The sequence below is a fragment of the Ramlibacter sp. genome, from assembly GCF_041916345.1.
In the GTDB taxonomy this organism is placed as follows: Bacteria; Pseudomonadota; Gammaproteobacteria; order Burkholderiales; family Burkholderiaceae_C; genus Ramlibacter.
In genome coordinates, this window is sequence record NZ_JAYRZR010000001.1 from 69,802 (window position 1) to 92,501 (window position 22,700).

20 protein-coding genes are annotated in these 22,700 nt (G+C 70.4%); 14 read left to right on the plus strand and 6 right to left on the minus strand.

The features are described 5' to 3' along the window. Positions 1-5: 5 nt before the first annotated feature. The 5 genes from ACE3T5_RS00320 (at position 6) to ACE3T5_RS00340 (ending at position 8,095) form a co-directional block, all read left to right on the plus strand. Complete coding sequence (locus ACE3T5_RS00320; RefSeq protein WP_374663220.1) at positions 6-911, plus strand: alpha/beta fold hydrolase; 906 nt, start codon at positions 6-8, stop codon at positions 909-911. Next, positions 911-2,035, plus strand: coding sequence for a glycosyltransferase (locus tag ACE3T5_RS00325; protein ID WP_374663222.1), 1,125 nt, complete (start codon positions 911-913; stop codon positions 2,033-2,035). The genes ACE3T5_RS00320 and ACE3T5_RS00325 overlap by 1 nt, the downstream gene beginning before the upstream one ends. Beyond that, the gene (locus ACE3T5_RS00330; protein ID WP_374663224.1) at positions 2,032-3,576 is read left to right on the plus strand and encodes a hypothetical protein; all 1,545 of its coding nucleotides are present in this window, start codon (positions 2,032-2,034) and stop codon (positions 3,574-3,576) included. Before ACE3T5_RS00325 ends, ACE3T5_RS00330 begins: the two co-directional genes overlap by 4 nt. Positions 3,577-3,742: 166 nt before the next feature. Then, positions 3,743-4,924 (plus strand): efflux RND transporter periplasmic adaptor subunit, encoded by a 1,182-nt coding sequence (locus tag ACE3T5_RS00335; protein ID WP_374663226.1) that lies wholly within the window; start codon positions 3,743-3,745, stop codon positions 4,922-4,924. 9 nt (positions 4,925-4,933) lie between these two features. Then, positions 4,934-8,095, plus strand: coding sequence for an efflux RND transporter permease subunit (locus tag ACE3T5_RS00340; RefSeq protein WP_374663228.1), 3,162 nt, complete (start codon positions 4,934-4,936; stop codon positions 8,093-8,095). A 22-nt stretch (positions 8,096-8,117) separates the two neighbouring features. On the opposite strand, the gene ACE3T5_RS00345 is transcribed toward ACE3T5_RS00340, so the two are convergent. From ACE3T5_RS00345 to ACE3T5_RS00360, 4 genes are all read right to left on the minus strand, one after another. Further along, positions 8,118-8,612: a J domain-containing protein gene (locus ACE3T5_RS00345; protein ID WP_374663230.1), complete on the minus strand. Its 495-nt coding sequence runs from the start codon at positions 8,610-8,612 to the stop codon at positions 8,118-8,120. 307 nt (positions 8,613-8,919) lie between these two features. Next, positions 8,920-9,567 (minus strand): hypothetical protein, encoded by a 648-nt coding sequence (locus ACE3T5_RS00350; protein WP_374663232.1) that lies wholly within the window; start codon positions 9,565-9,567, stop codon positions 8,920-8,922. 201 nt (positions 9,568-9,768) lie between these two features. Further along, positions 9,769-9,939 carry a hypothetical protein gene (locus tag ACE3T5_RS00355; protein ID WP_374663234.1) on the minus strand — a complete coding sequence of 57 codons (171 nt, stop codon included), beginning with the start codon at positions 9,937-9,939 and terminating at the stop codon, positions 9,769-9,771. 70 nt (positions 9,940-10,009) lie between these two features. Further along, positions 10,010-10,912, minus strand: coding sequence for a crotonase/enoyl-CoA hydratase family protein (locus ACE3T5_RS00360; protein WP_374663236.1), 903 nt, complete (start codon positions 10,910-10,912; stop codon positions 10,010-10,012). Between the two features lie 112 nt (positions 10,913-11,024). On the opposite strand from ACE3T5_RS00360, the gene ACE3T5_RS00365 reads away from it, so the two are divergent. Both ACE3T5_RS00365 and ACE3T5_RS00370 read left to right on the plus strand, forming a co-directional pair. Then, positions 11,025-11,732, plus strand: a complete 708-nt coding sequence (locus ACE3T5_RS00365; protein ID WP_374663238.1) for an SH3 domain-containing protein — start codon at positions 11,025-11,027, stop codon at positions 11,730-11,732. Between the two features lie 91 nt (positions 11,733-11,823). After that, positions 11,824-14,037, plus strand: a complete 2,214-nt coding sequence (locus ACE3T5_RS00370) for a YgiQ family radical SAM protein (protein WP_374663240.1) — start codon at positions 11,824-11,826, stop codon at positions 14,035-14,037. A 24-nt stretch (positions 14,038-14,061) separates the two neighbouring features. On the opposite strand, the gene ACE3T5_RS00375 is transcribed toward ACE3T5_RS00370, so the two are convergent. After that, on the minus strand, positions 14,062-14,955 hold the full coding sequence (locus tag ACE3T5_RS00375) for a CoA transferase (protein ID WP_374663242.1): 894 nt from the start codon (positions 14,953-14,955) through the stop codon (positions 14,062-14,064). A gap of 119 nt (positions 14,956-15,074) precedes the next feature. Between ACE3T5_RS00375 and ACE3T5_RS00380 the strand changes: the two genes are divergently transcribed. Both ACE3T5_RS00380 and ACE3T5_RS00385 read left to right on the plus strand, forming a co-directional pair. Then, a complete protein-coding gene (locus tag ACE3T5_RS00380) occupies positions 15,075-16,049 on the plus strand; it encodes a tripartite tricarboxylate transporter substrate-binding protein (protein ID WP_374663244.1) in 975 nt (324 codons plus the stop codon). A gap of 44 nt (positions 16,050-16,093) precedes the next feature. Beyond that, positions 16,094-16,582: a DUF4124 domain-containing protein gene (locus ACE3T5_RS00385; RefSeq protein ID WP_374663246.1), complete on the plus strand. Its 489-nt coding sequence runs from the start codon at positions 16,094-16,096 to the stop codon at positions 16,580-16,582. A gap of 22 nt (positions 16,583-16,604) precedes the next feature. On the opposite strand, the gene pobA is transcribed toward ACE3T5_RS00385, so the two are convergent. Beyond that, complete coding sequence (pobA, locus tag ACE3T5_RS00390; protein ID WP_374663248.1) at positions 16,605-17,777, minus strand: 4-hydroxybenzoate 3-monooxygenase; 1,173 nt, start codon at positions 17,775-17,777, stop codon at positions 16,605-16,607. A 129-nt stretch (positions 17,778-17,906) separates the two neighbouring features. Between pobA and ACE3T5_RS00395 the strand changes: the two genes are divergently transcribed. From ACE3T5_RS00395 to ACE3T5_RS00415, 5 genes are all read left to right on the plus strand, one after another. Further along, positions 17,907-18,665, plus strand: coding sequence for an IclR family transcriptional regulator C-terminal domain-containing protein (locus ACE3T5_RS00395; RefSeq protein ID WP_374663250.1), 759 nt, complete (start codon positions 17,907-17,909; stop codon positions 18,663-18,665). 93 nt (positions 18,666-18,758) lie between these two features. After that, the gene (locus ACE3T5_RS00400) at positions 18,759-19,754 is read left to right on the plus strand and encodes a sulfate ABC transporter substrate-binding protein (protein ID WP_374663252.1); all 996 of its coding nucleotides are present in this window, start codon (positions 18,759-18,761) and stop codon (positions 19,752-19,754) included. A gap of 13 nt (positions 19,755-19,767) precedes the next feature. Then, positions 19,768-20,652: a sulfate ABC transporter permease subunit CysT gene (gene cysT, locus ACE3T5_RS00405; RefSeq protein WP_374663254.1), complete on the plus strand. Its 885-nt coding sequence runs from the start codon at positions 19,768-19,770 to the stop codon at positions 20,650-20,652. Between the two features lies 1 nt (position 20,653). Beyond that, positions 20,654-21,583, plus strand: coding sequence for a sulfate ABC transporter permease subunit CysW (gene cysW, locus ACE3T5_RS00410; protein WP_374663256.1), 930 nt, complete (start codon positions 20,654-20,656; stop codon positions 21,581-21,583). Continuing rightward, positions 21,580-22,698: a sulfate/molybdate ABC transporter ATP-binding protein gene (locus ACE3T5_RS00415; protein WP_374663258.1), complete on the plus strand. Its 1,119-nt coding sequence runs from the start codon at positions 21,580-21,582 to the stop codon at positions 22,696-22,698. The genes cysW and ACE3T5_RS00415 overlap by 4 nt, the downstream gene beginning before the upstream one ends. Positions 22,699-22,700 lie beyond the last annotated feature (2 nt).

Below are 22,700 nucleotides of genomic sequence, written 5' to 3' on the forward strand. Positions count from 1 at the left end.
CCGCCATGTCCGCTTTCGCGCCCCTGAAGTCCATCCAGGCCGGTCCGCTCGACGTCTCGTACGTGGACGCCGGCCCTGCTGACGGGCCGGTCGTCTTCCTGATGCACGGCTTCCCGTATGACATCCACGCCTTCGCCGAAGTCGTCCCGCCGCTCACGCAGGCGGGCTGCCGCGTGATCGTGCCCTACCTGCGCGGCTATGGTCCCACCCGCTTCCGGGACGCCGCCACGCCGCGCTCGGGCGAGCAGGCCGCGCTGGGCGCCGATCTGCTGGCGCTGATGGATGCGCTTGCCATCCCGCGCGCCGTGCTGGCGGGCTACGACTGGGGCGGGCGCGCCTGCTGCGTGGTCGCGGCCTTGTGGCCCGCGCGCTGCACAGGCCTCGTCTCCTACAAGAACTACAACCTCTTCGACCACTCGCGGGCGCTGGAGCCCGACACGCCCGCCAACGAGCGCAGCCTCTGGTACCAGTACTACTTCCACTCCGAGCGCGGGCGCGAGGGCCTGCGGCGCCACCGCCGCGGCATCGCCCGGCTGCTGTGGGAGACCTGGTCGCCCACCTGGCGCTTCGACGCCGCGACCTTCGAGCGCACGGCGCCGGCGTTCGACAACTCGGACTTCGTCGAGGTCGTGATCCATTCCTACCGGCACCGCTACAACCTGGTGCCCGGCGATCCGGCCTATGCCGAGATCGAGCGGCAGCTCGCGGCGCAGCCGCCGATCACCGTGCCCACCATCACCTTCGACGGCGAGGATGACGGCGTGCGGCCCCCATCGCCCGCATCCGCCCACGCGGCGCGCTTCACCGGGCCGCGCGAGCACCACATCGTCCCGGGCGCAGGCCATAACCTGCCGCAGGAGAAGCCGGCCTTGTTCGCCCAGGCGGTGCTGCGGCTTCTGTCCAGGCACTGATGGTCTCGCCTGTCGAGAAGCACGCTGCGGTCGCGCAGCCGGCCTTGGCCGTGGTCGTGCCCACGTTCAACGAGGCCCCGAACATCGCCCCGCTGGTCGCGCGGCTGGAGCAGGTATTGGCCGGGCGCCCCTGGGAGGTGGTCTTCGTCGATGACGATTCACCCGATGGCACGGCGGCCGTCGTCCAGGCGCTGGCCCGGGAAAAACCCCATGTGCGCTGCCTGCTGCGCCTGGGCCGGCGCGGTCTCTCGCGCGCGGTGATCGAGGGCATCCTCAGCACGTCCGCGCCGCTGGTGGCGGTGATGGATGCCGATCTGCAGCATGACGAGTCGGTGCTGCCGCGCATGCTGGCCCTGCTGGATGCGAACCAGGCCGAAGTGGTGGTGGGCAGCCGCTACGTCGCCGGCGGCGGGGTGGGCGAGGGCTTCGACGCCGGCCGCGAGGCCATGAGCCGCGTCGCCACCTGGCTCGCGGGCGCCGTTCTCCATGTGCCGCTGGCCGATCCGATGAGCGGCTTCTTCGCCCTGCGCCGCAGCGTGTTCGAGGGCGCCGTGCGGCGTCTGTCCGGCGAGGGATACAAGATCCTGCTGGACATCCTGGCCTCCGCGCCCCAGCCGCCCCGCGTGGCGGAGGTCCCGTACCAGTTCCGTCCGCGCCTGGCCGGTGTCAGCAAGCTGGATTCGGCCGTGGCGTGGGAGTTCGCCCTGCTGCTGATCGACAAGCGCATCGGCCGCTGGGTGCCTGCGCGCTTCGTGATGTACGCACTGGTGGGCGCCTCGGGCGTGCTGGTGCACATGGCCGTGCTGTGGGCCCTTTTCCGCGGCGTGCGCGTCGGCTTCGACGCGGCGCAGACGGCGGCGACGATGACCGCGATGACCACGAACTATGCCTTGAACAACGTCTTCACCTACCGGGACCGCCGCCACCGCGGCCTGGGCTGGCTGCGCGGCCTGCTCAGCTTCTACGGCGTCTGCGGATTGGGCGTGGTGGCCAACGTCGGCGTGGCCAGTGCCATCTTCGACCGTTCGCAGGGCGCCTGGCTGCTCGCGGCTGTGGCCGGCGTCTTCGTCGGCACGGTGTGGAACTACGTGGCGAGCCGTGCAGTCACCTGGAGGCGCGGATGAGCGCCGCTGCCGAAGCGACCCCTCCGGATCCGGCAGGGTCGGCCCCACGTCGGCGCGAGCGCGGCGGGCCGCTGGCCATCGCCGCCCTCGTGGCAACGCTGGTCCTCGTCACCATCGCGACCTGCGTGCCGATGCAGAGCAACGACTTCTGGCTGCAGGCGCGCGTGGGTCGCTGGATCATCGAGAACGGTGAGATCCCGCGCACCCTGCTGTTCCCCTTCACCGAGGTGCGTGACCGGCCCTTCAACGTCCACGAGTGGCTGCCTTCGGTCCTGTTCCATGGGTTCATCGTGACCGTGGGTGAGGACAACCTGCGATTGGTGCTGGGCGCGCTCGGTCTGCTGCTGTTCGGCCTGGCGGCCCGCCTGGCCTGGCGCCTGACGCACAGCCTCGGCGCCAGCCTTCTGCTGGGGCTGGTTGCGGTCGCGGTCGCGAACTATCGCCACTACCTGCGGCCGGAGATCGTGGCGCTGCTCCTGCTGCTGTGGCTGCTGCACCTTCTTGTGGCCTGCCAGCAGGACGGCCGCTGGCGGCGGCTGCTCTGGGGCCTGCCGATCGCCTTGATCTGGGCCAACTCGCACGGGTCGTTCCTGCTCGGGCCAGTCGTCGCCGGGCTGTTCGCCACCGGCGAGGGCGCCCAGGCTGCTTGGCCCCTGCGGTCCCGGGACCGAACCGTCTGGCTGCCGGCCGCCCTTCGTGCCGGTGGGCCGTATGCGCTGCTGGCCCTTGCCATGGCGCTGGCGAGCCTGGTCAATCCGCTCGGCTGGGGCATGTACACGTTCGCCTTCGAACTGACGCGCTCCCAGGTGGCGCGGACCTTCCTGACCGAGTGGCTGCCCACGCTGACGCCGAAGTACATCGACACCCGGTTCGTGCTGCTGTTCCTGGCCGTGTTCGCCCTGAGCTGGCTGGTGGCCGTGCTGCGGCGGGACCGCCTCCGCTGGGCCGACTGGCTGCTGCTGGCCGCCTTCAGCGTGCTGGCCTTCCGGGCGCTGCGCTTTCCGGTGCTGTTCGGGTTCATCGCCCTCCTGCCCTGCGCGCGCGCGATCGGCTGGCGGCCGCGCGCCGCGGTTGAGCGGGCCCTGCTGGCAGGCACCACGGCGCTCGCCGCGCTGGGCATCGCGCTGGTGGTGAAACACGGCAATGGCTACGGTGCCTGGCCGTACTTCGCGCCCTCGGCCAACTTCACGCTGATGATGCGCGAGAAGATCGAGGATCCGGCGCTGCAGGGCAACGTGCTGAACCACTTCGTGCTCGGCGCCGAACTGATCCACCGGGCCTGGCCGCGCCTGAAGCCGGTGATGGACTCGCGCATGGACTCCTATGGCGACTCCTACTTCATCTCCATCCTCGACCTGCTGAACGACGAGGAGCGCCTGCGCGCCTTCGTCGCCCACTATGACGTGCGCTACATGCTGCTGATGCGCGAGGATTTCGATGAGCGCGTCCGGCGCATGTCGAACCTGCGCGCTGACGGCTGGCGGGTGCACTTCATGGATCACAAGGCGGTGCTGCTCGCCCGGGAGTCACCACGCCCCTGACGCCGCTATGTCAGCAGGCTGCAGGCGGGTGGCCAGCAAGATCCTGCAAGCCTCGGTAACATCGCCCGCCTGACCCGCAGCACCCCCGCGGGATTTCCATCTCACGAGGATGCCAGACATGCAAGACGGATCGATCGCACGCCGGGAGCGCGCGACAGGGAGGACGATGGCCGCTTGGGCGGCGACGGCAGCTGCGCTGCTGCTGGCCGCGTGCGGCGGCGGACAGGGCGGCGGCGCGCCGCCCGGCTTCGGTGGCCCGCCGCCAGCGGTGAGCGTGGTCACGGTACAGCCGGGCACGCTGCCGGTCGCCTTCGAGTTCTCCGGCCAGACGCAGGGCTCGCGCGAAGTCGAGGTGCGCGCGCGCGTCACCGGCATCCTGCAGAAGCGCAACTACACCGAGGGCCAGCCCGTGCGCGCCGGCCAGTCGCTGTTCACCATCGACCCGGTGCCTTTCCAGACGGCGCTGGCCCGCGCCGAGGCCGATCTCGCCGCCGTGCAGGCGAGGGGGGCCAACGCCCGGCGCCTGGTGGAGCGCCTGCAGCCGCTGGCGGAAAGCGGCGTGGTGAGCCGGCGGGACCTGGATGACGCGCTGGCCGCGCGCGACGTGGCCGAGGCCGATGCCAAGGCGGCGGCGGCGCGGGTGAGCGAGGCCCGGCTGAACCTCGGCTACACCCAGGTGGTGGCGCCGGTGGCCGGCGTCGCTGGGGGAGCCGCCAAGTCGGAAGGCAGCCTCGTGTCCGGCCCGGACGTCCTGCTGACGACGATCGTGCAGCTGCACCCGCTGAAGGTGGTCTTCGGCGTCCCGGACGCCGAGCAGGCCCGCATGCAGGCCGACCAGCGCGAAGGCCGCCTGCTGTTGCCGCCGCAGGGCTTCTCGGTCCAGGTACAGGCCGCCGACGGCACGCCGCTGGGCGCGGGCGGCCGGCTGGTCTTCAGCGAGCCGCTGGTCGACGCCGGCACGGGGACCGTGCGCTCGCAGGCCGAGCTGCCGAACGCCGACGGCCGGCTCAAGCCCGGCCAGTTCGTGCGCGTGCGGCTGACTGGCGCCACGCGACCCGACGTGATGCACGTGCCGCAACGTGCCGTGCTCGAGGGGCCGCAGGGCAAGTTCGTCTACGTGCTGGCGCCCTCCGACAAGCCGGAGTTGAAGGGCGCGCCGGTGGCCACCATGCGGCCGGTGCAGGCGGGCGAATGGGTGGACCTGCCGGATGGCAAGGGCTGGGTGATCCGTTCCGGCCTGAAGGCCGGCGACCAGGTCATCGTGGACGGCCTCATGCGCATCGGGCCCGGTGCGCCGGTGCAGGTGGCGCCGCCGGCCGGCGCGGCCTCCGCCCCCGTGAAGCAGTAAGGGGGGCACATGTTCTCCCGCTTCTTCATCGACCGCCCGATCTTCGCGGCGGTGCTCTCCATCTTCATCATGATCGCCGGCCTGGCCGCGATGCGCGTGCTGCCGGTGGCGCAGTACCCCGAGATCGCGCCCCCGGTCGTCACGGTGCAGGCGATCTACCCCGGCGCCAGCGCCCAGGTGCTGGAGCAGACCGTCGCCGCGCCGATCGAGAACGCCATCAATGGCGTCGAGCGCATGCTCTACATGAGCTCCACCTCGGCGGGCAACGGCGTGGTCCAGATCCAGGTGACGTTCGAGATCGGCACCGACGTCAACCAGGCCGCGCTGAACGTGAACAACCGCGTCAAGCAGGCAGAGCCACGCCTGCCGCAGGAGGTGCGCCGCCAGGGCGTGACGGTGGAGAAGGGTTCGTCTTCCTTCCTGCAGGTGCTGGCGTTCTATGCGCCGGACGGCCGCTACGACGACCTGTACACCAGCAACTACGTCACCCTGAACGTGCTGGACGCGCTCAAGCGGGTGCCCGGCACCACCAACGTGCAGATCTTCGGCGCCAAGGACTACGCCATGCGCATCTGGCTCAAGCCCGATCGCCTGGCGCAGCTGAAGCTGACCACCGCGGACGTGGCGCGCGCCATCAACGAGCAGAACGCGCAGTTCGCCGCGGGCAAGGTGGGCCAGGCGCCCACCAGCGGCCGGCAGGAGCTGGTCTACACCATCACCACCCGCGGGCGACTGACCGAGCCGGCGCAGTTCGAGGACATCCTGCTGCGCTCGCAGCCCGACGGCTCCGCGGTGCGCCTGCGAGACGTGGCGCGGGTGGAGCTGGGCAGCCGCGACTACGACTTCATCGGTCGCATCAACGGCAAGCCGGCCACGCTGGTGGGCATCTTCCTGCAGCCCGGCGCGAATGCGCTGGAGGTGGCGGGCGAGGTGAAGTCGGTCATGGCCGGCCTCTCGCAGCGCTTTCCCGACGGCCTGAGCTACTCGATCCCGTACGACACCACACGCTTCGTCGAGGTCTCCATCCGCGAGGTGCTGAAGACCCTGGCCGAGGCCATGGTGCTGGTGTTCCTGGTGGTGTTCGTCTTCCTGCAGAACTGGCGCGCCACGCTGATCCCCACGCTGGCCGTGCCCGTGTCGCTGATCGGCACCATTGCCGGCCTGCTGCTGCTGGGCTACTCGATCAACACGCTCACGCTGTTCGGCATGGTGCTGGCGATCGGCATCGTGGTGGACGACGCCATCGTGGTGCTGGAGAACGTGGAACGCATCATGCACGAGGAGCACCTGCCCGCGCGGGAGGCCGCCGTGCAGGCCATGCGGGAGGTGACTGGCCCGGTGATCGCCATCGTGCTGGTGCTGTGCGCGGTGTTCGTGCCCATCGCCTTTCTCGGCGGCCTCACCGGCGAGCTGTACCGCCAGTTCGCCATCACCATCTCCATCGCCGTCGTCATCTCCGGCGTGGTGGCGCTCACGCTGACGCCGGCGCTGTGCGTGCTGATCCTCAAGCGCGAGCACAAGGGCGAGAACCGCGTCTTCGCGGCCTTCAACCGCGGCTTCGGCGCGGTCACCCACCACTACACCTCGGGCGTGGGCTTCCTGCTGCGCCGGGGCGGCATCGCGCTGGCGCTGTTCGTGGGCATGGTGGCCGTCACCGCCGGCCTGTGGCGCGCCACGCCGGGATCGCTGGTGCCGGATGAAGACCAGGGCTTCTACATTGCCGCGGTCATCCTGCCGGATGGGGCCTCGCTCGAGCGCACCGACAAGGTGGTCAACCAGGTGCTGGAGGTGATCCGCTCCAACCCCAACAACCTGGACGCCGTCTCGTTTGCCGGCTTCGACTTCCTGGGCGGGGGCTTCCGCAACAACGCGGCCACCATCTTCGTGACGCAGAAGCACTGGGACGAGCGCCAGGTGCCGGTGCAGGCCCTGGTGGGCGAACTGTTCATGAAGACCGCGGGCATCCAGGAGGCGCTCGTGCTCGCCTTCAACCCGCCGCCGATCTTCGGCCTGGGCAACGCGGGCGGCTTCGAGTTCTACATCCAGAACCGGGGCGAGGGCGGCCCGGCCCGCCTGTCCGAAGTGACGCAGCAGTTCCAGGCCGCGGTGATGCAGAGCAAGCAGCTCGCGGGCGTGCAGACGCTCTGGCGGGCGGCCACGCCCCAGCTCTACGTGGACGTGGACCGCGCGCGTGCCAAGGCGCTCGGCGTGCCGGTGGACGCCGTGTTCGACACGCTGGCGGCGACGCTGGGCTCCTACTACGTGAACGACTTCAACAAGGCCGGTCGCACCTGGCAGGTACTGATGTCGGCGGATCCGGCCTACCGCCGCCAGCCCGAGGACATCGGCCGCATGTGGGTGCGGTCCGACAAGGGCGAGATGGTGCCGGTCTCCGCGCTGGCGACGGTGCGGCACGCGGCCGGCCCGGAGACGCTGGACCGCTTCAACAACCTGCCGGCGGTCAAGCTGTTCGGCCAGGGCGCGCCCGGGGTCAGCTCGGGCCAGGCCATCGCGGAGGTGGAGCGCATCGCCACGCGCGTGCTGCCGCTGGACTTCAGCTTCGACTGGGGCGGCGCCTCGTTCCAGGAGAAGCGCTCCAGCGGTACATCGGGCCTGGCGCTGGCGCTCGGGGCGCTGATGGTGTTCCTGATCCTGGCGGCCCAGTACGAGCGCTGGTCACTGCCGCTGTCGGTGCTGCTGGCGCTGCCCTTCGGCACCTTCGGCGCCCTGGCCGCGGTGTCGCTGCGCGGACTGACGAACGACGTGTATTTCCAGATCGGGCTGGTCACGCTGCTCGGCCTGGCCGCGAAGAACGCCATCCTGATCGTGGAGTACGCGTCGCTGAAGGTCGCGGAGGGCATGAGCGCGTCGGCCGCCGCGCTGGAGGCCGCGCGCCTGCGATTCCGCCCGATCGTGATGACCTCGCTCGCCTTCATCCTGGGCGTCGCGCCGCTCGCCTTCTCATCGGGTGCCGGTGCCGGCGCCCGGGTGTCGGTGGGCACGGGCGTGATGGGCGGCATGCTGGCCGCGACCTTCCTGGCGATCTTCTTCGTGCCCTGGTTCTTCCGGCTGCTGGTGGATCACCGCCTGCGCGAGCAGCGCAGCACGCAGGCCCTGCGGGAAGAGGCGCGCCTGGCGCATCAGCACGCAACGGGCAACCGCCCGGCTTGAGCGGACGGGCCGGTGCGGGGGCTCAGCGGCGCGGTGCGCAGGCCGGCTGGCCGGCGGCGGCCGGTCGGCAGGGGTCGCCCGCCATCAACCCGGGCGGATGCGCGCCGGACCGCGCCGGCATGGCCGTGAGGTACACCGCCGCCGTGATGGTGCCCACGGCCGCCAGCAGGGTGGCGAACAGCAGGTACCAGGGCCAGCTGCGGGCGGGGTGCATGAAGGTCCACAGGTCGGCCGGTGCCTCCGGCACTTCCAGCGGCATGGGTCGGCTGGCTTCCTCGGCGCGACGGATCCAGCGGTCATGCTCGGCCCGACGGTCCGGGTCCTTCAGCACGTCGTAGGCGGCGTTGATCGCGGCCATCGCACGGGGGGCGTTGGCGTTGCCGGGCATCTTGTCGGGGTGGTACTTCTGGGCGAGGCGACGATAGGCGGCTCGCACGCGCTCGGGCGGCGCGCCGCGCTCGACCTGGAGCACGTCGTAGTAGGTCGCGAAGGCAGAAGTGGGCGTGGTGGCGGCCATCGCTACAATTTTTGTAGCTTGCGCCGGACTCGTCCAGTCCCGGAGGCGTTCAGGCCCGCATTCTGTGGGCTGGGCGCTACAAAAATGATGGCAACCGGGCGCGTGCGTCCAGGGTTTGCCAGCGCTCAGCTGACAAAACTGTTCGAACGCGCGCGTGTCTTGTCAGTCCCGGCCTGCCAGCGGCGTGGCACGGAACGAAAAAATCCCCTGGGAGCGCAGGCCCCGAGGGGATAAGCAGCCGGGGAAGAAACTTGAAAAGACCCCGGCAGGTTCACTGGACACGCAAGTCGCGTGCCCGTTGAAGGGGCTACTTCTTGGCAGGCGGCTTCGCGGCGGCGGCCGGCGCGGGCTGCGCGGCGGTTCCGTTGCCGGCCGGCTGAGCCAGTGCGGGCGCCACGCCCAGGCGCTTGGCCAGCGCTTCGTCGAGCGCGCGCAGGCGGGTGTCGACCTGGGGCTTGAGTTCGGGCACCAGCTTGGCGAGCAGGGCCCGCTGCATGTCGCCGCCCAGGGCCTGGTACTTCGAGAAGGCCGGCGATTCCAGCATGGCGGCGACCTGGCGCAGCTCATCCTCGGTCAGCCTTTCCTCCAGCAGCGTGCCGATGGTGGTGGGGGCGAGCTTGAGCGCGCGCTCCCGCACCATCGGGTGCACGTCCTGGAAGAAGCGGTCGGCGTCCTGCTGGGCGCCCTTGGCCAGGGCCTCGCGCTTGTCCGCGGGCACCTGGCTGTCCAGGTAGTCGGCCACTTGCGACAGCAGTTCGTTGGCGGGCTGGCGCGCCAGGTCACGGGCCATGGCCTCGATACCGGGCTGCTGCACCTTGAGGATGCGGCTGATGAGTTCCTTCTTGCCGTTGCCATTGCCGGCAGCGGCGGCGGCGGGCGCGGGGGTGGCCGTCTGGGCCGAGGCGACGCCGGCGGCCAGCGCCAGGAGCCACGAGATCAGGATGGATCGGGTCATGAGATTTCCACAAGCCCGCGCGCACATGCCGGTGCGCGGGCGCGACATGAAACGGGCAGGCGAAAAAAGGGGCCGGCATGCCGACCCCGGAGCCCTTGATGAGAAGCTTGCAGCGCGCAGGGAAACGAACCGCTGCGAAGGTCAGATCGCGCCGGCGGGCAAAAGGTTCCGCCCGCCGGCCGCAATCGGGCCCGCGGGGACTCAGCCGCCCTTGCCGGCGCGCTTGCCGGGGTTCTTCTTGCTGCGCGTGGCCGTGCCGCGCTCGCGGCTGATGCGCTGGCCGGTGCCTTCCTTGGCGATGCGGTAGCCTTCGGCGGTCTTGGGCGCGGGGGTGCGCTTGCGGTCGGCTTCGGTGACGATCTTGTTGCCCATGGGGCGACTCCTGCGGGTTGACAAAACCTTGGAAGATACCATCCCGCGCAGTCCCGGTCGCCGCCGCAGGTCAGCCGGGCCGTCGCGCCTCCAGTTCACGGATGGCCGCGCGGGCCTCGTCGCCTTCCGGGATCGGCCGGCCGCTGTCGCGCCAGGCGACCGCGGCTTTGAAGCCTTCGGCCTGGGCATAGCGTCGGAACCACAGGCCCTCCGGGTTGTGCCGGGTGATGCCGTCGAACAGCGTGGCCAGGCTCTGGGTCTGCTCCAGGCCCATGTTCAGCAGCACCTGGTTGACCACCATCTTGTGCATGGCCAGGTGGCTGCGCGGCACGCCGGCGATGCGCGTGGCCAGCGCCATCGTGGCGGCATCCAGCGCCTCGGCCGCCACCACCTCGTTGGCCAGGCCCCATTCCAGGGCCTTGCGGCCGTCGATGGTGTCGCCGGTGAACATGAGCTGCTTGGCGCGCGTGGGGCCGAGGCGGTAGGTCCACATCGCGGTGGTCGGGCAGCCCCACACGCGCGTGGGCATGTAGCCGATGCGGGCATCCTCGGCCATCACCAGCAGGTCGCAGCTGAGCGCGATGTCGCTGCCGCCAGCGGCCGCGTAGCCGTGCACCTTGGCAATGGTGGGCTTGGGGCTGCGCCACAGGCTCATGAAGTCTTCCGTATTGCGCTTCATGTAGGCGTAGTCGTCGAGCGGGTCCCAGGGGTGGCGCTCCTGCTGGCAGGGGTGGTCGATGCGCCCCTCGCCGAACTGCGCCAGGTCGTAGCCGCCGCAGAAGCCCTTGCCGGCGCCCTCGACCACGATCACATGCACCTCGTCCTGGGCGTTCGCCCATTCCACCGCGGCGCGGATCTCGCGCGGCATGGCGTCATTGATCGCGTTCAGGCGCTCGGGCCGGTTGAGGAGCAGGCGGGCCACGCGCGGGTGGGTCTCGTCCTGGGTGATGCGCAGGGTGCTGAAGTCGGGCATGCGTGTCTCCGGATGGGGCCGCGGCAGTGTATGCCGCGTGCGGTTTCGCACGGCGCGGCCATCCGCCGCCGGACGGTGTCAACGGATCGCGGGGCTCGCGCGCTACGGGGTCATGACCCCTCATCTCATGCGCTTGGCGCTCGCGGGCGCGCTGGCCGCGGCGCCGCTGGCGGCTTCGGCCCAGCAGGTCGTCACGGCCGGGCAGGAGCTGCACCTGCGCGCCGGCCCCGACATGGACTACCCGCTGGTGGCCGTGCTGGGCCCCGGCATCCAGGTCATCGTGCAGGGTTGCCTGGCCGACTACCGCTGGTGCGACGTGAGCTATGGCCCCACGCGGGGCTGGGTCTACGGCATGAACCTCCAGGTGCCCTGGCAGGACCACTGGGAGCCGCTGCCCGCGGTGGCGGCCGTGGTGGGCGTGGGCATCCTCGCGTTCGTCCTGCACGACTACTGGCGCGACCACTACCGGGACCGCACCTGGTACCGCGACCGCGACCGGTGGGTGCGCCCGCATCCCGTGCCGGCCCGGCCGCTGCCCTACGCGCCGCACCCGCCCGTCTACCGGGAGCCGCCCCGCCAGGTGGTGCCTGCGCCGGGTCACCGCCATGGCCATCCGCCGACGTACGGCCCGCCCCGGCTGGCGCCGCCGGATCCGCACGCGCGCCCCAGCCAGCCGCCGCCGCGGCGTGACCGCGTGCAGCCCGCCCCGGCCCCGCAGCGGCCCGAACCCGCCGCACCGGCGGCCCGGCCCCTGCGCAACGACCCCAACAGCGGCTGGGACAGCCGCTACCCGGACGCGCCGCGCGCCGACCGCCCCTGAGGCACGGCGCGCGCGCCTTCCCCACGTAATACCCATCCGGCCGGCACGCAGGCAGGGGCGCACCTACAATCCGCCCTCTCTGCCCGCCGCCATGAACGCCCTCGTCGACGTCTCGTTCTTCCCGCGCGCGGCCAAACCGCTCACCGCCTATCGCAAGTACTGGGCGCACCGTTTCGGCCCCACGCCCTTCCTGCCCATGAGCCGCAGGGAGATGGACGCGCTCGGCTGGGACAGCTGCGACGTCATCCTCGTCACTGGCGATGCCTACGTGGACCACCCGAGCTTCGGCATGGCCGTGATCGGCCGCGTGCTGGAGGCCCAGGGCTTCCGCGTGGGCATCATCGCCCAGCCCGACTGGCAGAGCGCCGAACCCTTCAAGGTGCTGGGCCGCCCGAACCTGTTCTGGGGCGTGACCGCCGGCAACATGGATTCGATGATCAACCGGTACACGGCGGATCGCAAGCTGCGCAGCGACGATGCCTATACGCCGGGTGACGTGGCGGGCCGGCGCCCGGATCGCGCGGCCATCGTCTACAGCCAGCGCTGCCGCGAGGCCTTCAAGGACGTGCCCATCGTCCTGGGCGGCATCGAGGGCAGCCTGCGCCGCATCGCGCACTACGACTACTGGTCCGACAAGGTGCGCAAGAGCATCGTGCTCGACGCCAAGTGCGACCTGCTGCTGTACGGCAACGCCGAGCGCGCGCTGGTCGAGGTGGCGCACCGGCTGGCCGCGCGCGAGCCGGTGCACACGATCACCGACGTGCGTGGCACCGCCTTCGTGCGCCGGTCCACGCCCGAGGGCTGGTTCGAGATCGACTCGACCGAGGTCGACCAGCCAGGCCGGGTGGAGGCGCACGTCAATCCCTACCAGACCGTCAGCGAGCAGGCCAAGGGGCAGGGCGGTGCGTGCGCGAAGGACGACACGGGCGCGCAGCCGATCACCGTGCTGCCGCGGGCGAACGCGCGGGTGACGGTGCCGCCGCGCGACCGCTCGGTCATCCGTCTGCCGTCGTACGAGCAGGTCAAGTCCGATCCGGTGCTCTACGCCCATGCCAGCCGCGTGCTGCACCTGGAGACGAACCCTGGCAACGCGCGCGCGCTGGTGCAGGCGCATGGCGAACGTGACGTGTGGCTGAACCCGCCGCCGATCCCGCTGACCACCGCCGAGATGGACCACGTGTTCGGCCTGCCGTACGCGCGCAGCCCGCACCCGGCCTACGCCGACGAGAACGGCCGGCACGACGGGGCGACCAAGATCCCCGCCTGGGAGATGATCCGCTTCAGCGTGAACATCATGCGCGGCTGCTTCGGCGGCTGCACCTTCTGCTCCATCACCGAGCACGAGGGCCGCATCATCCAGAGCCGCAGCGAGGCGAGCATCCTGCAGGAGGTGGAGGAGATCCGGGACAAGGTGCCCGGCTTCACCGGCGTCGTGTCGGACCTGGGCGGCCCCACCGCCAACATGTACCGCATCGGCTGCCGCTCACCGGAGATCGAGGCCGCCTGCCGCAAGCCGAGCTGCGTGTACCCGGGCATCTGCCCGAACCTGAACACCGACCACAGCGCGCTGGTGCAGCTGTACCGCAAGGCGCGCGCGTTGAAGGGCATCAAGAAGATCCTCATCGGCTCCGGCCTGCGCTATGACCTGGCGGTGCAGTCGCCCGAGTACGTGAAGGAGCTGGTGCAGCACCACGTGGGTGGCTACCTGAAGATCGCGCCCGAGCACACCGAGGCCGGGCCGCTGGGCAAGATGATGAAGCCCGGCATCGGCAGCTATGAGCGCTTCCGCCAGATGTTCGAGAAGTACTCGAAGGAGGCGGGCAAGGAGCAGTACCTCATCCCGTACTTCATCGCCGCCCACCCGGGTACCAGCGATGAGGACATGATGAACCTGGCGCTCTGGCTCAAGCGCAACGGCTTCCGCGCCGACCAGGTGCAGACCTTCTACCCGAGCCCGATGGCCACGGCGACCGCCATGTACCACTCCGGTCGCAACCCGCTGCGCAAGGTGGGCCGCGCCAGCGAGACGGTGGACATCGTGAAGGGCGATCGACGCCGGCGGTTGCACAAGGCCTTCCTGCGCTACCACGATCCCAACAACTGGCCGCTGCTGCGCGAGGCGCTGAAGGCCATGGGCCGTGCCGATCTCATCGGCAACGGCAAGCAGCACCTCATCCCGACCTTCCAGCCGGCCACCGATGGCAGCTATGCCAGCCCGCGGCGCAAGAACGCCACGCCGGCGCAGCCGCGCAAGGGCCGCATCCTCACGCAGCACACCGGCCTGCCGCCACGCAAGTCGCGCTGAGGCGGCCCGGGTGCGCCGATCGCCTCAGGTGGGCATCGTGTGCAGGGGAATGTCGCGCTCCACGGCCAGCGCATCCAGCTCGGCCCGCGTGCGGCCCGCCAGGAAGGCGGCGATGGCCTGGTGCGTGGCCGGCGCGAACATGGCCTTCACGTCGCTGGCCGCCACGCCCGCTGCTGCGCACAGGGCGGCCGCAAAGTGCGGCTCCAGGGCGGCCACGGCCACCCGGCCGTCCTGGCACGGATAGACGCGATAGCCCGCGTGCGCGCCGCCGACTGAGCCGGTCGGCTGCGTCAGGCCCCAGCGGCGGGGCAGGGCGAGGTAGCCGGCGGCATCCGACAGTGCCACTTCCAGGTACATCCCGGCCGGGTGCGCCTCGCCGCTGGCGCCGTAGCGCTCATGATGGCGCAGCGCGGCCTGCAGCACCGCCTCGGCGGCCATCAGCGAGCCGGCCATGTCGGCATACAGCGTGGCCGGCAGCTCCAGGCCGGGGATCAGGCCGTTGTCCGCCAGGTATGTGAGGTCATGGCCTGGCTCCTCGGCGCGATCACCCGGCGCCCCGACGATGGCTACCTGGCTCAGGCTCGGGTAGCGGGCGCGCAGCTCGGGCCAGCCGAGGCCCAGCTTGACCAGCGCCGACGGGCGGAACGAGGTCAGCAGCACGTCGGTGCGCGCGAGTTCCTGGTGCAGCGCCGCCTGGCCATCCGGCGACTTGAGGTCGGCCACGAGCACCTTCACGCCTTCATGCAGCTCTTCGTAGGCCGGCCGGTTGTAGAGGCCCATCGGGTCGCCGGCGGGCGGCTCGATCTTGGTGCAGGTGGCGCCCATGCGGCGGCACCGCATCAGCGCGGCGGGGCCGGGCAGGTTGAGGGCGAGGCTGAGGATGCGGATGCCGTGCAGGGCGGGCGGGGTCTTGCTCATGGGCAATGAGCCTAGCATGGGCGCCGGCGCACCGCGCCCGGGGCGGGTAGGCCCGGATGCCGCTGGATCGTTGGCTTGCTAACCTTCCAGTGCATTCCAACCCCAGCAGGAGACTCCGGATGAAGATCAGGCAGATCATGGTCGTGGCCCTCGGCGTGGTCGCCGCGGCCCTCGCGCAGGCGCAGCCCGCCTGGCCCTCCAAGCCCGTCGCGCTCGTCGTGCCGTTCGCCGCCGGCGGCCCCACCGACGTCGTGGCCCGCACGTTCGCGGCATCGATGACCAAGACGCTCGGCCAGTCCGTGGTGGTGGAAAACCGCCTGGGCGCGGGCGGCACGGTGGCAGCGGGCGCCGTCGCCAAGGCGGCACCCGATGGCTACACCTTCTTCATCCACCACAACGGCATGGCGACCTCCACCGCGCTGTACCGCAAGCTGGCCTATGACCCGCTGGCCGACTTCGAGTACGTGAGCCAGGCGGTGGACGTGCCCATGACCCTGCTCGCCCGCAAGGACATGCCGGCGGCCAACCTGCAGGAACTGCTGGCCTACCTGAAGGCCAACGAATCGAAGGTCAACCTCGCCACCGCCGGCCTGGGCGCGGTGTCGCAGCTGTGCGGCATGCTGTTCCAGCGCGCCGTGGGTCTGAAGTTCACCGAGGTCCCGTTCCAGGGCACCGCCCCCGCCATGAATGCGCTGCTGGGTGGCCAGGTCGACCTGCTGTGCGACCAGACCACGCAGACCATCCCGCAGATCAAGGCCGGCAACGTCAAGTTGTACGGCGTCACGACGAAGAGCCGCATCAAGTCGCTGCCCAACGCCCCCACGCTGACCGAGCAGGGCCTGAAGGATTTCGAGGTCGTGGTCTGGCACGGCATCTACGCGCCCAAGGGCACGCCGAAGCCGGTGATCGAGAAGATGAACGCCGCCGTGCGTGCCGCGCTGAAGGACCCCGACGTGGTCAAGCGCATGGATGACCTGGGCGCCGAGATCGTGCCGGACGCCAAGCTCACGCCGGAGGGCCTGCAGGCCTGGCTGAAGGCCGAGATCGACAAGTGGGGGCCGATCATCAAGGCCGGGGGCAAGTTCGCCGATTGAACGGGCCGCAGGGAGGGGCGCACAATGGGGATCGGAGGCTTCCCATGACACCGCGTCTCTTCGTGGTCTGCGCCATCGCCGGCGTGCTGCTGGTGCTGGCCAGCCCTTCCATCGCCCAGACCCTGTACCGCTGGACGGACGACAAGGGGCAGGTCCACCTGTCCGACAAGCCGCCTGCCAACGCGAAGGATGTGAAGGTGGTGCCGATGCCGCGCGACGACGTGCCGGCCAGTGACCGCGCGGCCGCGCAGACCCGTGCCGCGGCCGACCGTGCCCGCCTGCAGCAGATCGACACGCAACGGGCCGCGGTCGCGGCGCAGGCTGCCGCATCCGCCGCCGGTGGCGATGCGGACAAGGGCGGCGCGGCCGGCACCGCGGCGAAGCAGCCGGGTGAGTCCGACTGTGCCTTCCGGCAGCGCGCCTACCAGGCCAGCGCTGCCTGCTGGGGCGGCTTCCGCCTCGCCAATGGGGGCTTCAAGGAAGGCGCCCTGGAGAAGTGCGGCCCACCCCAGTCACCGCCGGCGTGCCAGTAGGCGCGCGGCCCGGCGCGGTGCCTCAGAGCGGCAGGCCGACGTAGTTCTCGGCCAGCGCAGTGGACATCGCGCGCGAGTTCACCAGGTAGTCCAGCTCCGCCTCCTGCAGTTTCTGGCCGATGCCCTCGGTATCCGGGAAGCGGTGCATCAGGCTGGTGAGCCACCACGAAAAACGCTCGGCCTTCCAGATGCGGCGCAGGCAGCGCTGCGAGTAGGTGTCGATGCCGGCGTCGGAGCGCTCCTGGAAGTGCTCGATGAAGGCGCCGGACAGGTACTTCACGTCGGTCGCCGCCAGGTTCAGGCCCTTGGCCCCCGTGGGCGGCACGATGTGCGCGGCATCCCCGGCCAGGAACAGCCGGCCAAAGCGCATGGGCTCGGCGACGAAGCTGCGCAGCGGCGCGATGCTTTTCTCGATGGTGGGGCCGGTGATCACGCGCTCGGCCAGTTCCGGGTCGAGCCGGCGGCGCAGTTCATCCCAGAAGCGCTGGTCGCTCCAGTCTGCCACCTGGTCGTCCAGCGGGCACTGCACGTAGTAGCGGCTGCGCGTCAGGCTGCGCATGGAGCACAGCGAGAAGCCGCGCTCGCTGTTGCCATAGACGATGGCGTGCGGCGACACGGGCGGCACGTCGGCCAGCACGCCCAGCCAGCCGAAGGGGTAGACCTTCTCGTACTCGGTGATGCGGTCCTTCACCGCGGCGCGGCTGGCACCGTGGAAGCCATCGCAGCCGGCGATGAAGTCGCAGGCGAGTTCGTGGGTCTGTCCGTCCTTCTGGTAGCGCACGACCGGCTGGGTGCCGTCGAAGTCGTGCAGGCTCACGTTCGCGGCCTCGTAGACCGTGGTCAGGCCCTGGGCGGCCCGCGCTTCCATCAGGTCGCGCGTCAGCTCGGTCTGGCCGTAGGCGGTGACGACCTTGCCGCCGGTGAGGCCGTGCACGTCGATGGGATGCCGCGCGCCGGAGAAGACCAGCTCGATGCTGTGGTGGACCACGCCCTCGCGGCCCACGCGCTCGCCGACGCCCGCCTCGCGCAGCAGGTCCACCGTGACCTGCTCCAGGATGCCGGCGCGGATGCGGCCCAGCACGTAGTCACCGGTCTGGCGCTCGAGGATCACGTTGTCGATGCCGGCCTTGTGCAGCAACTGGCCGAGCAGCAGGCCCGAGGGGCCGGCGCCGATGATGGCAACCTGGGTACGCATGAATGTCTCCTGGAATGCCGCTCACTGTAGGAGGCTCCGGCAGGATCCTGCCATCGCCCACGGCATCCGTTGTGCGATCATCGCCCCGCTTGCGCGATCATCGCGCAATGCCTGCGCACCGGAGGCGCCATGCCCATTGCCCACGCGGACTACATCGCCGGCCTTGCCAAGGGCCTGGCCGTGCTGGAGAGCTTCGACACCGAGCGCCAGCGCCTGAACGCCACCCTGGCCGCGCAGCGCGCCGGGCTCACCCGCGCCGCCGCACGGCGCCATCTGCTCACGCTCACCGAGCTCGGCTACCTGGAGACCGACGGGGCCTTCTTCTGGCTGGCGCCCAAGGTGCTGCGCTTCTCGGGCAGCTACCTGGCCTCGGCCCGGCTGCCGCGCGTGATCCAGCCCACGCTGAACCGGCTGGCCGCGCACACCGGTGAGTCGTTCTCCGCCGTGGTGCTGGACGGCGAGCAGGTCGTCATCATTGCCCGCAGCGGCCCGACGCGCCTGCTCGCCTACGGCCTGCACCTGGGCGCGCGCCTGCCGGCCCATGCCACCTCCACCGGGCGCGTGCTGCTGGCCGCCAAGACCCGCGCGGAACTGCAGGCCTGGATGAAGGGGCGGGATCTGCCGCGGCTCACGCCGCACACGCTGGTCGATGGCCGGGCCTTCCGCGCCGCGGTTGCCACCGCGCGCGAGCAGGACTGGGCCGTCGCCAGCGAGGAACACGAACTCGGCGTGAACGCCCTGGCCGTGCCGCTGCGCGACATGCAGGGCCGTACCGTCGCGGCACTGAACGTTGTGGCGGCCCCGCATCGGCTCACCGCCGACGCGCTTCGGGAGGGCCTGCTGCCGATGCTGCAGGAAGCTGCGAGGGAGCTGCGCCCGCTCCTGTGAGGCCGATCGCCTGCATATGCAAACAACGAATGATTCGTTGGGTTTTCATGACCGCATCCCCAGAATCCGGTGCCATCCCTGAGGAATCCGAGCATGAACCCCCGAATCAAGACCGTGCTGGCAGCCGCGCTCATCGCCGCCAGCAGCGTGGCCAGCGCCCAGCAATCCCTCCTGAACGTCAGCTACGACGTGGCGCGCGAGTTCTACAAGGACATCAACGCCGCCTTCGTGCCCCACTACAAGAAGACGACCGGCAAGGACCTGAAGATCGAGCAGTCGCACGCCGGCTCCAGCGCCCAGGCACGCGCCGTGGCCGACGGCCTGGATGCGGATGTGGTGACCATGAACACCACCACCGACGTGGAGTTCCTGGCCGACAAGGGCGTGGTCGCGAAGGACTGGGCCAAGCGCTTCCCGCACAACGCGGCGCCCACGACGTCGACGATGCTGTTCCTCACCCGCAACGGCAACCCCAAGGGCATCAAGGACTGGGACGACCTGGTCAAGCCCGGTGTGCAGGTCGTGGTGGTGAACCCCAAGACCGGTGGCAACGGCCGCTATGCCTACCTCGCGGCCTGGGGCTATGTGAAGAAGAAGGGCGGCTCCGACGCCGATGCGGCCGTCTTCGTGGGCAAGCTCTACGCCAACGTGCCGGTGCTCGCGCGTGGCGGGCGTGACGCCACCACCGCCTTCCTGCAACGCAACATCGGCGACGTGCTGATCACCTTCGAGTCCGAGGTGGTCTCGGTGGACCGTGAATTCGGTGCCAACAAGGTCGACGTGGTCTACCCCTCCATCAGCATCGTGGCCGAGAACCCGGTGGCGGTGGTGGAGCGCACGGTGGCGAAGAAGGGCACGGCTGAAGCCGCGAAGGCGTACCTCGACTTCCTCTACTCCGATGCCGGCCAGGAGATCGCAGCGAAGCACAACATCCGCCCGCGCAACCCGGCCATCCTGAAGAAGTACCAGGCCTCGTTCAAGCCCATCGCCCAGTTCACGGTGCAGGAGCTGTTCGGTTCGCTGTCCGAGGCGCAGAAGGTGCACTTCAACGACGGCGGGCAGTTCGACAAGCTCTACACGGTGAAGTGACGGGCCGTCTGCCATGACCGCTGCTGCCCTCCCGCTGCCCGCACCGGCCGCCGCGCGCGCGGCCCGCTCGGGCGCGGCCACCCGCCAGGTGCTGCCCGGCTTCCACCTCACGCTGGGCTACACCGTGCTGTATCTGAGCCTGATCGTGCTGATCCCGCTGTCGGCGCTGGTGTTCAAGACCTTCACGCTCACCTGGGATCAGTTCTGGGCGGCGGTGTCCTCTCCGCGCGTGGTCGCGTCCTATCGGCTCACCTTCGGCGCCTCCTTCATCGCCGCGCTGGTCAACGTGGTCTTCGGGCTGCTGCTCGCCTGGGTGCTGGTGCGCTACGACTTTCCTGGCCGCAAGTTTGTCGATGCGCTGGTGGACCTGCCGTTCGCGCTGCCCACCGCGGTGGCCGGCATCTCGCTCACGGCGCTGCTCGCGGGCAATGGCTGGATCGGTTCGCTGCTGGAGCCGCATGGCATCCAGCTCGCCTTCAACCCCAATGGCGTGCTGATCGCGCTCATCTTCATCGGCCTGCCCTTCGTGGTGCGCACGGTGCAGCCGGTGCTGGAGGAGTCCGAGCGCGAGCTGGAGGAGGCCGCGGCCTGCCTGGGCGCCACGCGCTGGCAGACCTTCCGCCACGTCATCTTCCCGGCCATCGCGCCGGCGCTGCTCACCGGCTTTGCCATGGCCTTCGCGCGCGCCGTCGGCGAGTACGGCTCGGTGATCTTCATCGCCGGCAACATGCCCATGGTCTCGGAGATCACGCCGCTCATCATCATCGGCAAGCTGGAGCAGTACGACTACGCCGGTGCCACCGCCGTGGCGCTGGTGATGCTGCTGTTCTCATTCGCGTTGCTGCTGGTCATCAACGGCCTGCAGGCCTGGCAGCGGCGCCGTTCGGGAGGGCAGTGAGATGAGCACCGTGGACCTGAGCCGCCAGCGCGTGAGCACGACCGAACCCGCCTGGGTGCGCTACACGCTGATCACGGTGGCGCTGGGGTTCGTGCTGCTGTTCCTGGTGCTGCCGCTGGCGGCGGTGTTCGCCGAGGCGCTGCGCAAGGGCTTCGGCGCCTATCTCGACGGCCTGCGCGAGCCGGATGCCTGGTCGGCCATCCGCCTCACGCTGATCACGGCGGCCATCGCCGTGCCGCTGAACCTGGTGTTCGGCGTCGCCGCCGCCTGGTGCATCGCCAAGTACGAGTTCCGCGGCAAGGCCTTCCTCACCACGCTGGTGGATCTGCCGTTCTCGGTGTCGCCGGTGGTCGCGGGCCTGATCTACGTGCTGGTGTTCGGCGCGCAGGGCTGGCTGGGCCCGTGGCTGGCTGCGCACGGCATCAAGATCGTCTTCGCGGTGCCGGGCATCGTGCTGGCCACGGTGTTCGTCACCTTCCCGTTCATCGCCCGCGAGCTGATTCCGCTGATGCAGTCGCAGGGCAACGAGGAGGAGCAGGCCGCCATCGTGCTGGGCGCGACCGGCTGGCAGACCTTCTGGCATGTCACCCTGCCCAACATCAAGTGGGGCCTGATCTACGGCGTGATCCTGTGCAACGCGCGCGCCATGGGCGAGTTCGGCGCGGTGTCGGTGGTGTCGGGCCACATCCGCGGCCAGACCAACACCATGCCGCTGCACGTGGAGATTCTCTACAACGAATACCAGTCGGTGGCCGCGTTCGCGGTGGCCTCGCTGCTGGCGCTGCTGGCCCTGGTGACGCTGGCGATCAAGTCGGTGGCGGAGTGGAAGCAGGCGCGTGCGTTCGAAACGGCCGCCGTGCTGCCGCCGGAAGCGCCTGGCTTGCGCGACCCGTCCCATCCCCGGACCCTGGCCCCTGGAGTGACCGCATGAGCATCGAGATCCGCAACGTCAGCAAGAACTTCGGCGACTTCCAGGCGCTGGCCAACGTGTCGCTGGACATCGGCTCCGGCGAGCTGGTGGCGCTGCTGGGGCCCTCGGGCTGCGGCAAGACAACCTTGCTGCGCATCATCGCCGGGCTGGAGACGGCCGACGCCGGCAGCATCCTCTTCGCCGGCGAGGACACCACCGACGTGCACGTGCGCGAGCGCCAGGTGGGCTTCGTGTTCCAGCACTACGCGCTGTTCCGCCACATGACGGTGTTCGACAACGTGGCGTTCGGCCTGCGCATGAAGCCGCGCGCCTCACGGCCGTCGGAGGAGGTGATCCGCCGCAAGGTGCACGACCTGCTGAACCTGGTGCAGCTCGACTGGCTGGCGGACCGCTTCCCGTCGCAGCTCTCCGGCGGCCAGCGGCAGCGCATCGCGCTCGCCCGCGCGCTGGCGGTGGAGCCCAAGGTGCTGCTGCTCGACGAGCCCTTTGGCGCGCTCGATGCCAAGGTGCGCAAGGAGCTGCGCCGCTGGCTGCGCCGGCTGCACGACGACCTGCACGTCACCAGCATCTTCGTCACGCATGACCAGGAAGAGGCCCTGGAGGTGGCGGACCGCGTGGTGCTGATGAACGCCGGCCATGTGGAGCAGGTCGGGTCCCCGCAGGAGGTGTGGGACCATCCGGCCAGCCCGTTCGTCTATGGCTTCCTGGGCGACGTGAACCTGTTCCAGGGCCGCGCCCACGAGGGCGAGGTGCACCTGCCGGGCCTGCAGCTCGCCGCGCCGGAGCATGCGGCGGCGCAGAATGCCCGTGCGGCCGCCTACGTGCGCCCGCACGACCTGGACGTGGAACGCTACGCACCGGGCGGCGGGCTGGACGCCCAGGGCCGCCCGCGGGGCATCGTGGCGCAGCTCGCCCGCGCCATCGTGGTCGGCCCCATCGCGCGGCTGGAACTTCTGCCCGCCGAAGGGACCCAAGCAGGCGAGCCGCGCGCGGCCGACCCGATCATCGAGGCGCAGATTCCCGCGGAACACTTCCGTTCGCTGGGCCTGCGCGAGGGCGAGACCCTGGTGGTGACGCCGCGCCGTGCCCGCGTGTTCGTGGAAAGCGCCAGCTGACG

What these genes read in the sequence shown, in the direction of transcription:
- ACE3T5_RS00385 (WP_374663246.1), top strand. Translation starts at nt 16,094, where the DNA reads ATGACACCGCGTCTCTTCGTGGTCTGCGCCATCGCCGGCGTGCTGCTG.
- ACE3T5_RS00375 (WP_374663242.1), bottom strand. Translation starts at nt 14,955, where the DNA reads ATGAGCAAGACCCCGCCCGCCCTGCACGGCATCCGCATCCTCAGCCTC.
- ACE3T5_RS00320 (WP_374663220.1), top strand. Translation starts at nt 6, where the DNA reads ATGTCCGCTTTCGCGCCCCTGAAGTCCATCCAGGCCGGTCCGCTCGAC.
- ACE3T5_RS00350 (WP_374663232.1), bottom strand. Translation starts at nt 9,567, where the DNA reads ATGACCCGATCCATCCTGATCTCGTGGCTCCTGGCGCTGGCCGCCGGC.
- ACE3T5_RS00365 (WP_374663238.1), top strand. Translation starts at nt 11,025, where the DNA reads ATGACCCCTCATCTCATGCGCTTGGCGCTCGCGGGCGCGCTGGCCGCG.
- ACE3T5_RS00360 (WP_374663236.1), bottom strand. Translation starts at nt 10,912, where the DNA reads ATGCCCGACTTCAGCACCCTGCGCATCACCCAGGACGAGACCCACCCG.
- ACE3T5_RS00380 (WP_374663244.1), top strand. Translation starts at nt 15,075, where the DNA reads ATGAAGATCAGGCAGATCATGGTCGTGGCCCTCGGCGTGGTCGCCGCG.
- ACE3T5_RS00345 (WP_374663230.1), bottom strand. Translation starts at nt 8,612, where the DNA reads ATGGCCGCCACCACGCCCACTTCTGCCTTCGCGACCTACTACGACGTG.
- ACE3T5_RS00325 (WP_374663222.1), top strand. Translation starts at nt 911, where the DNA reads ATGGTCTCGCCTGTCGAGAAGCACGCTGCGGTCGCGCAGCCGGCCTTG.
- pobA (WP_374663248.1), bottom strand. Translation starts at nt 17,777, where the DNA reads ATGCGTACCCAGGTTGCCATCATCGGCGCCGGCCCCTCGGGCCTGCTG.
- ACE3T5_RS00395 (WP_374663250.1), top strand. Translation starts at nt 17,907, where the DNA reads ATGCCCATTGCCCACGCGGACTACATCGCCGGCCTTGCCAAGGGCCTG.
- ACE3T5_RS00415 (WP_374663258.1), top strand. Translation starts at nt 21,580, where the DNA reads ATGAGCATCGAGATCCGCAACGTCAGCAAGAACTTCGGCGACTTCCAG.
- cysW (WP_374663256.1), top strand. Translation starts at nt 20,654, where the DNA reads ATGAGCACCGTGGACCTGAGCCGCCAGCGCGTGAGCACGACCGAACCC.
- ACE3T5_RS00340 (WP_374663228.1), top strand. Translation starts at nt 4,934, where the DNA reads ATGTTCTCCCGCTTCTTCATCGACCGCCCGATCTTCGCGGCGGTGCTC.
- cysT (WP_374663254.1), top strand. Translation starts at nt 19,768, where the DNA reads ATGACCGCTGCTGCCCTCCCGCTGCCCGCACCGGCCGCCGCGCGCGCG.
- ACE3T5_RS00355 (WP_374663234.1), bottom strand. Translation starts at nt 9,939, where the DNA reads ATGGGCAACAAGATCGTCACCGAAGCCGACCGCAAGCGCACCCCCGCG.
- ACE3T5_RS00335 (WP_374663226.1), top strand. Translation starts at nt 3,743, where the DNA reads ATGGCCGCTTGGGCGGCGACGGCAGCTGCGCTGCTGCTGGCCGCGTGC.
- ACE3T5_RS00370 (WP_374663240.1), top strand. Translation starts at nt 11,824, where the DNA reads ATGAACGCCCTCGTCGACGTCTCGTTCTTCCCGCGCGCGGCCAAACCG.
- ACE3T5_RS00400 (WP_374663252.1), top strand. Translation starts at nt 18,759, where the DNA reads ATGAACCCCCGAATCAAGACCGTGCTGGCAGCCGCGCTCATCGCCGCC.
- ACE3T5_RS00330 (WP_374663224.1), top strand. Translation starts at nt 2,032, where the DNA reads ATGAGCGCCGCTGCCGAAGCGACCCCTCCGGATCCGGCAGGGTCGGCC.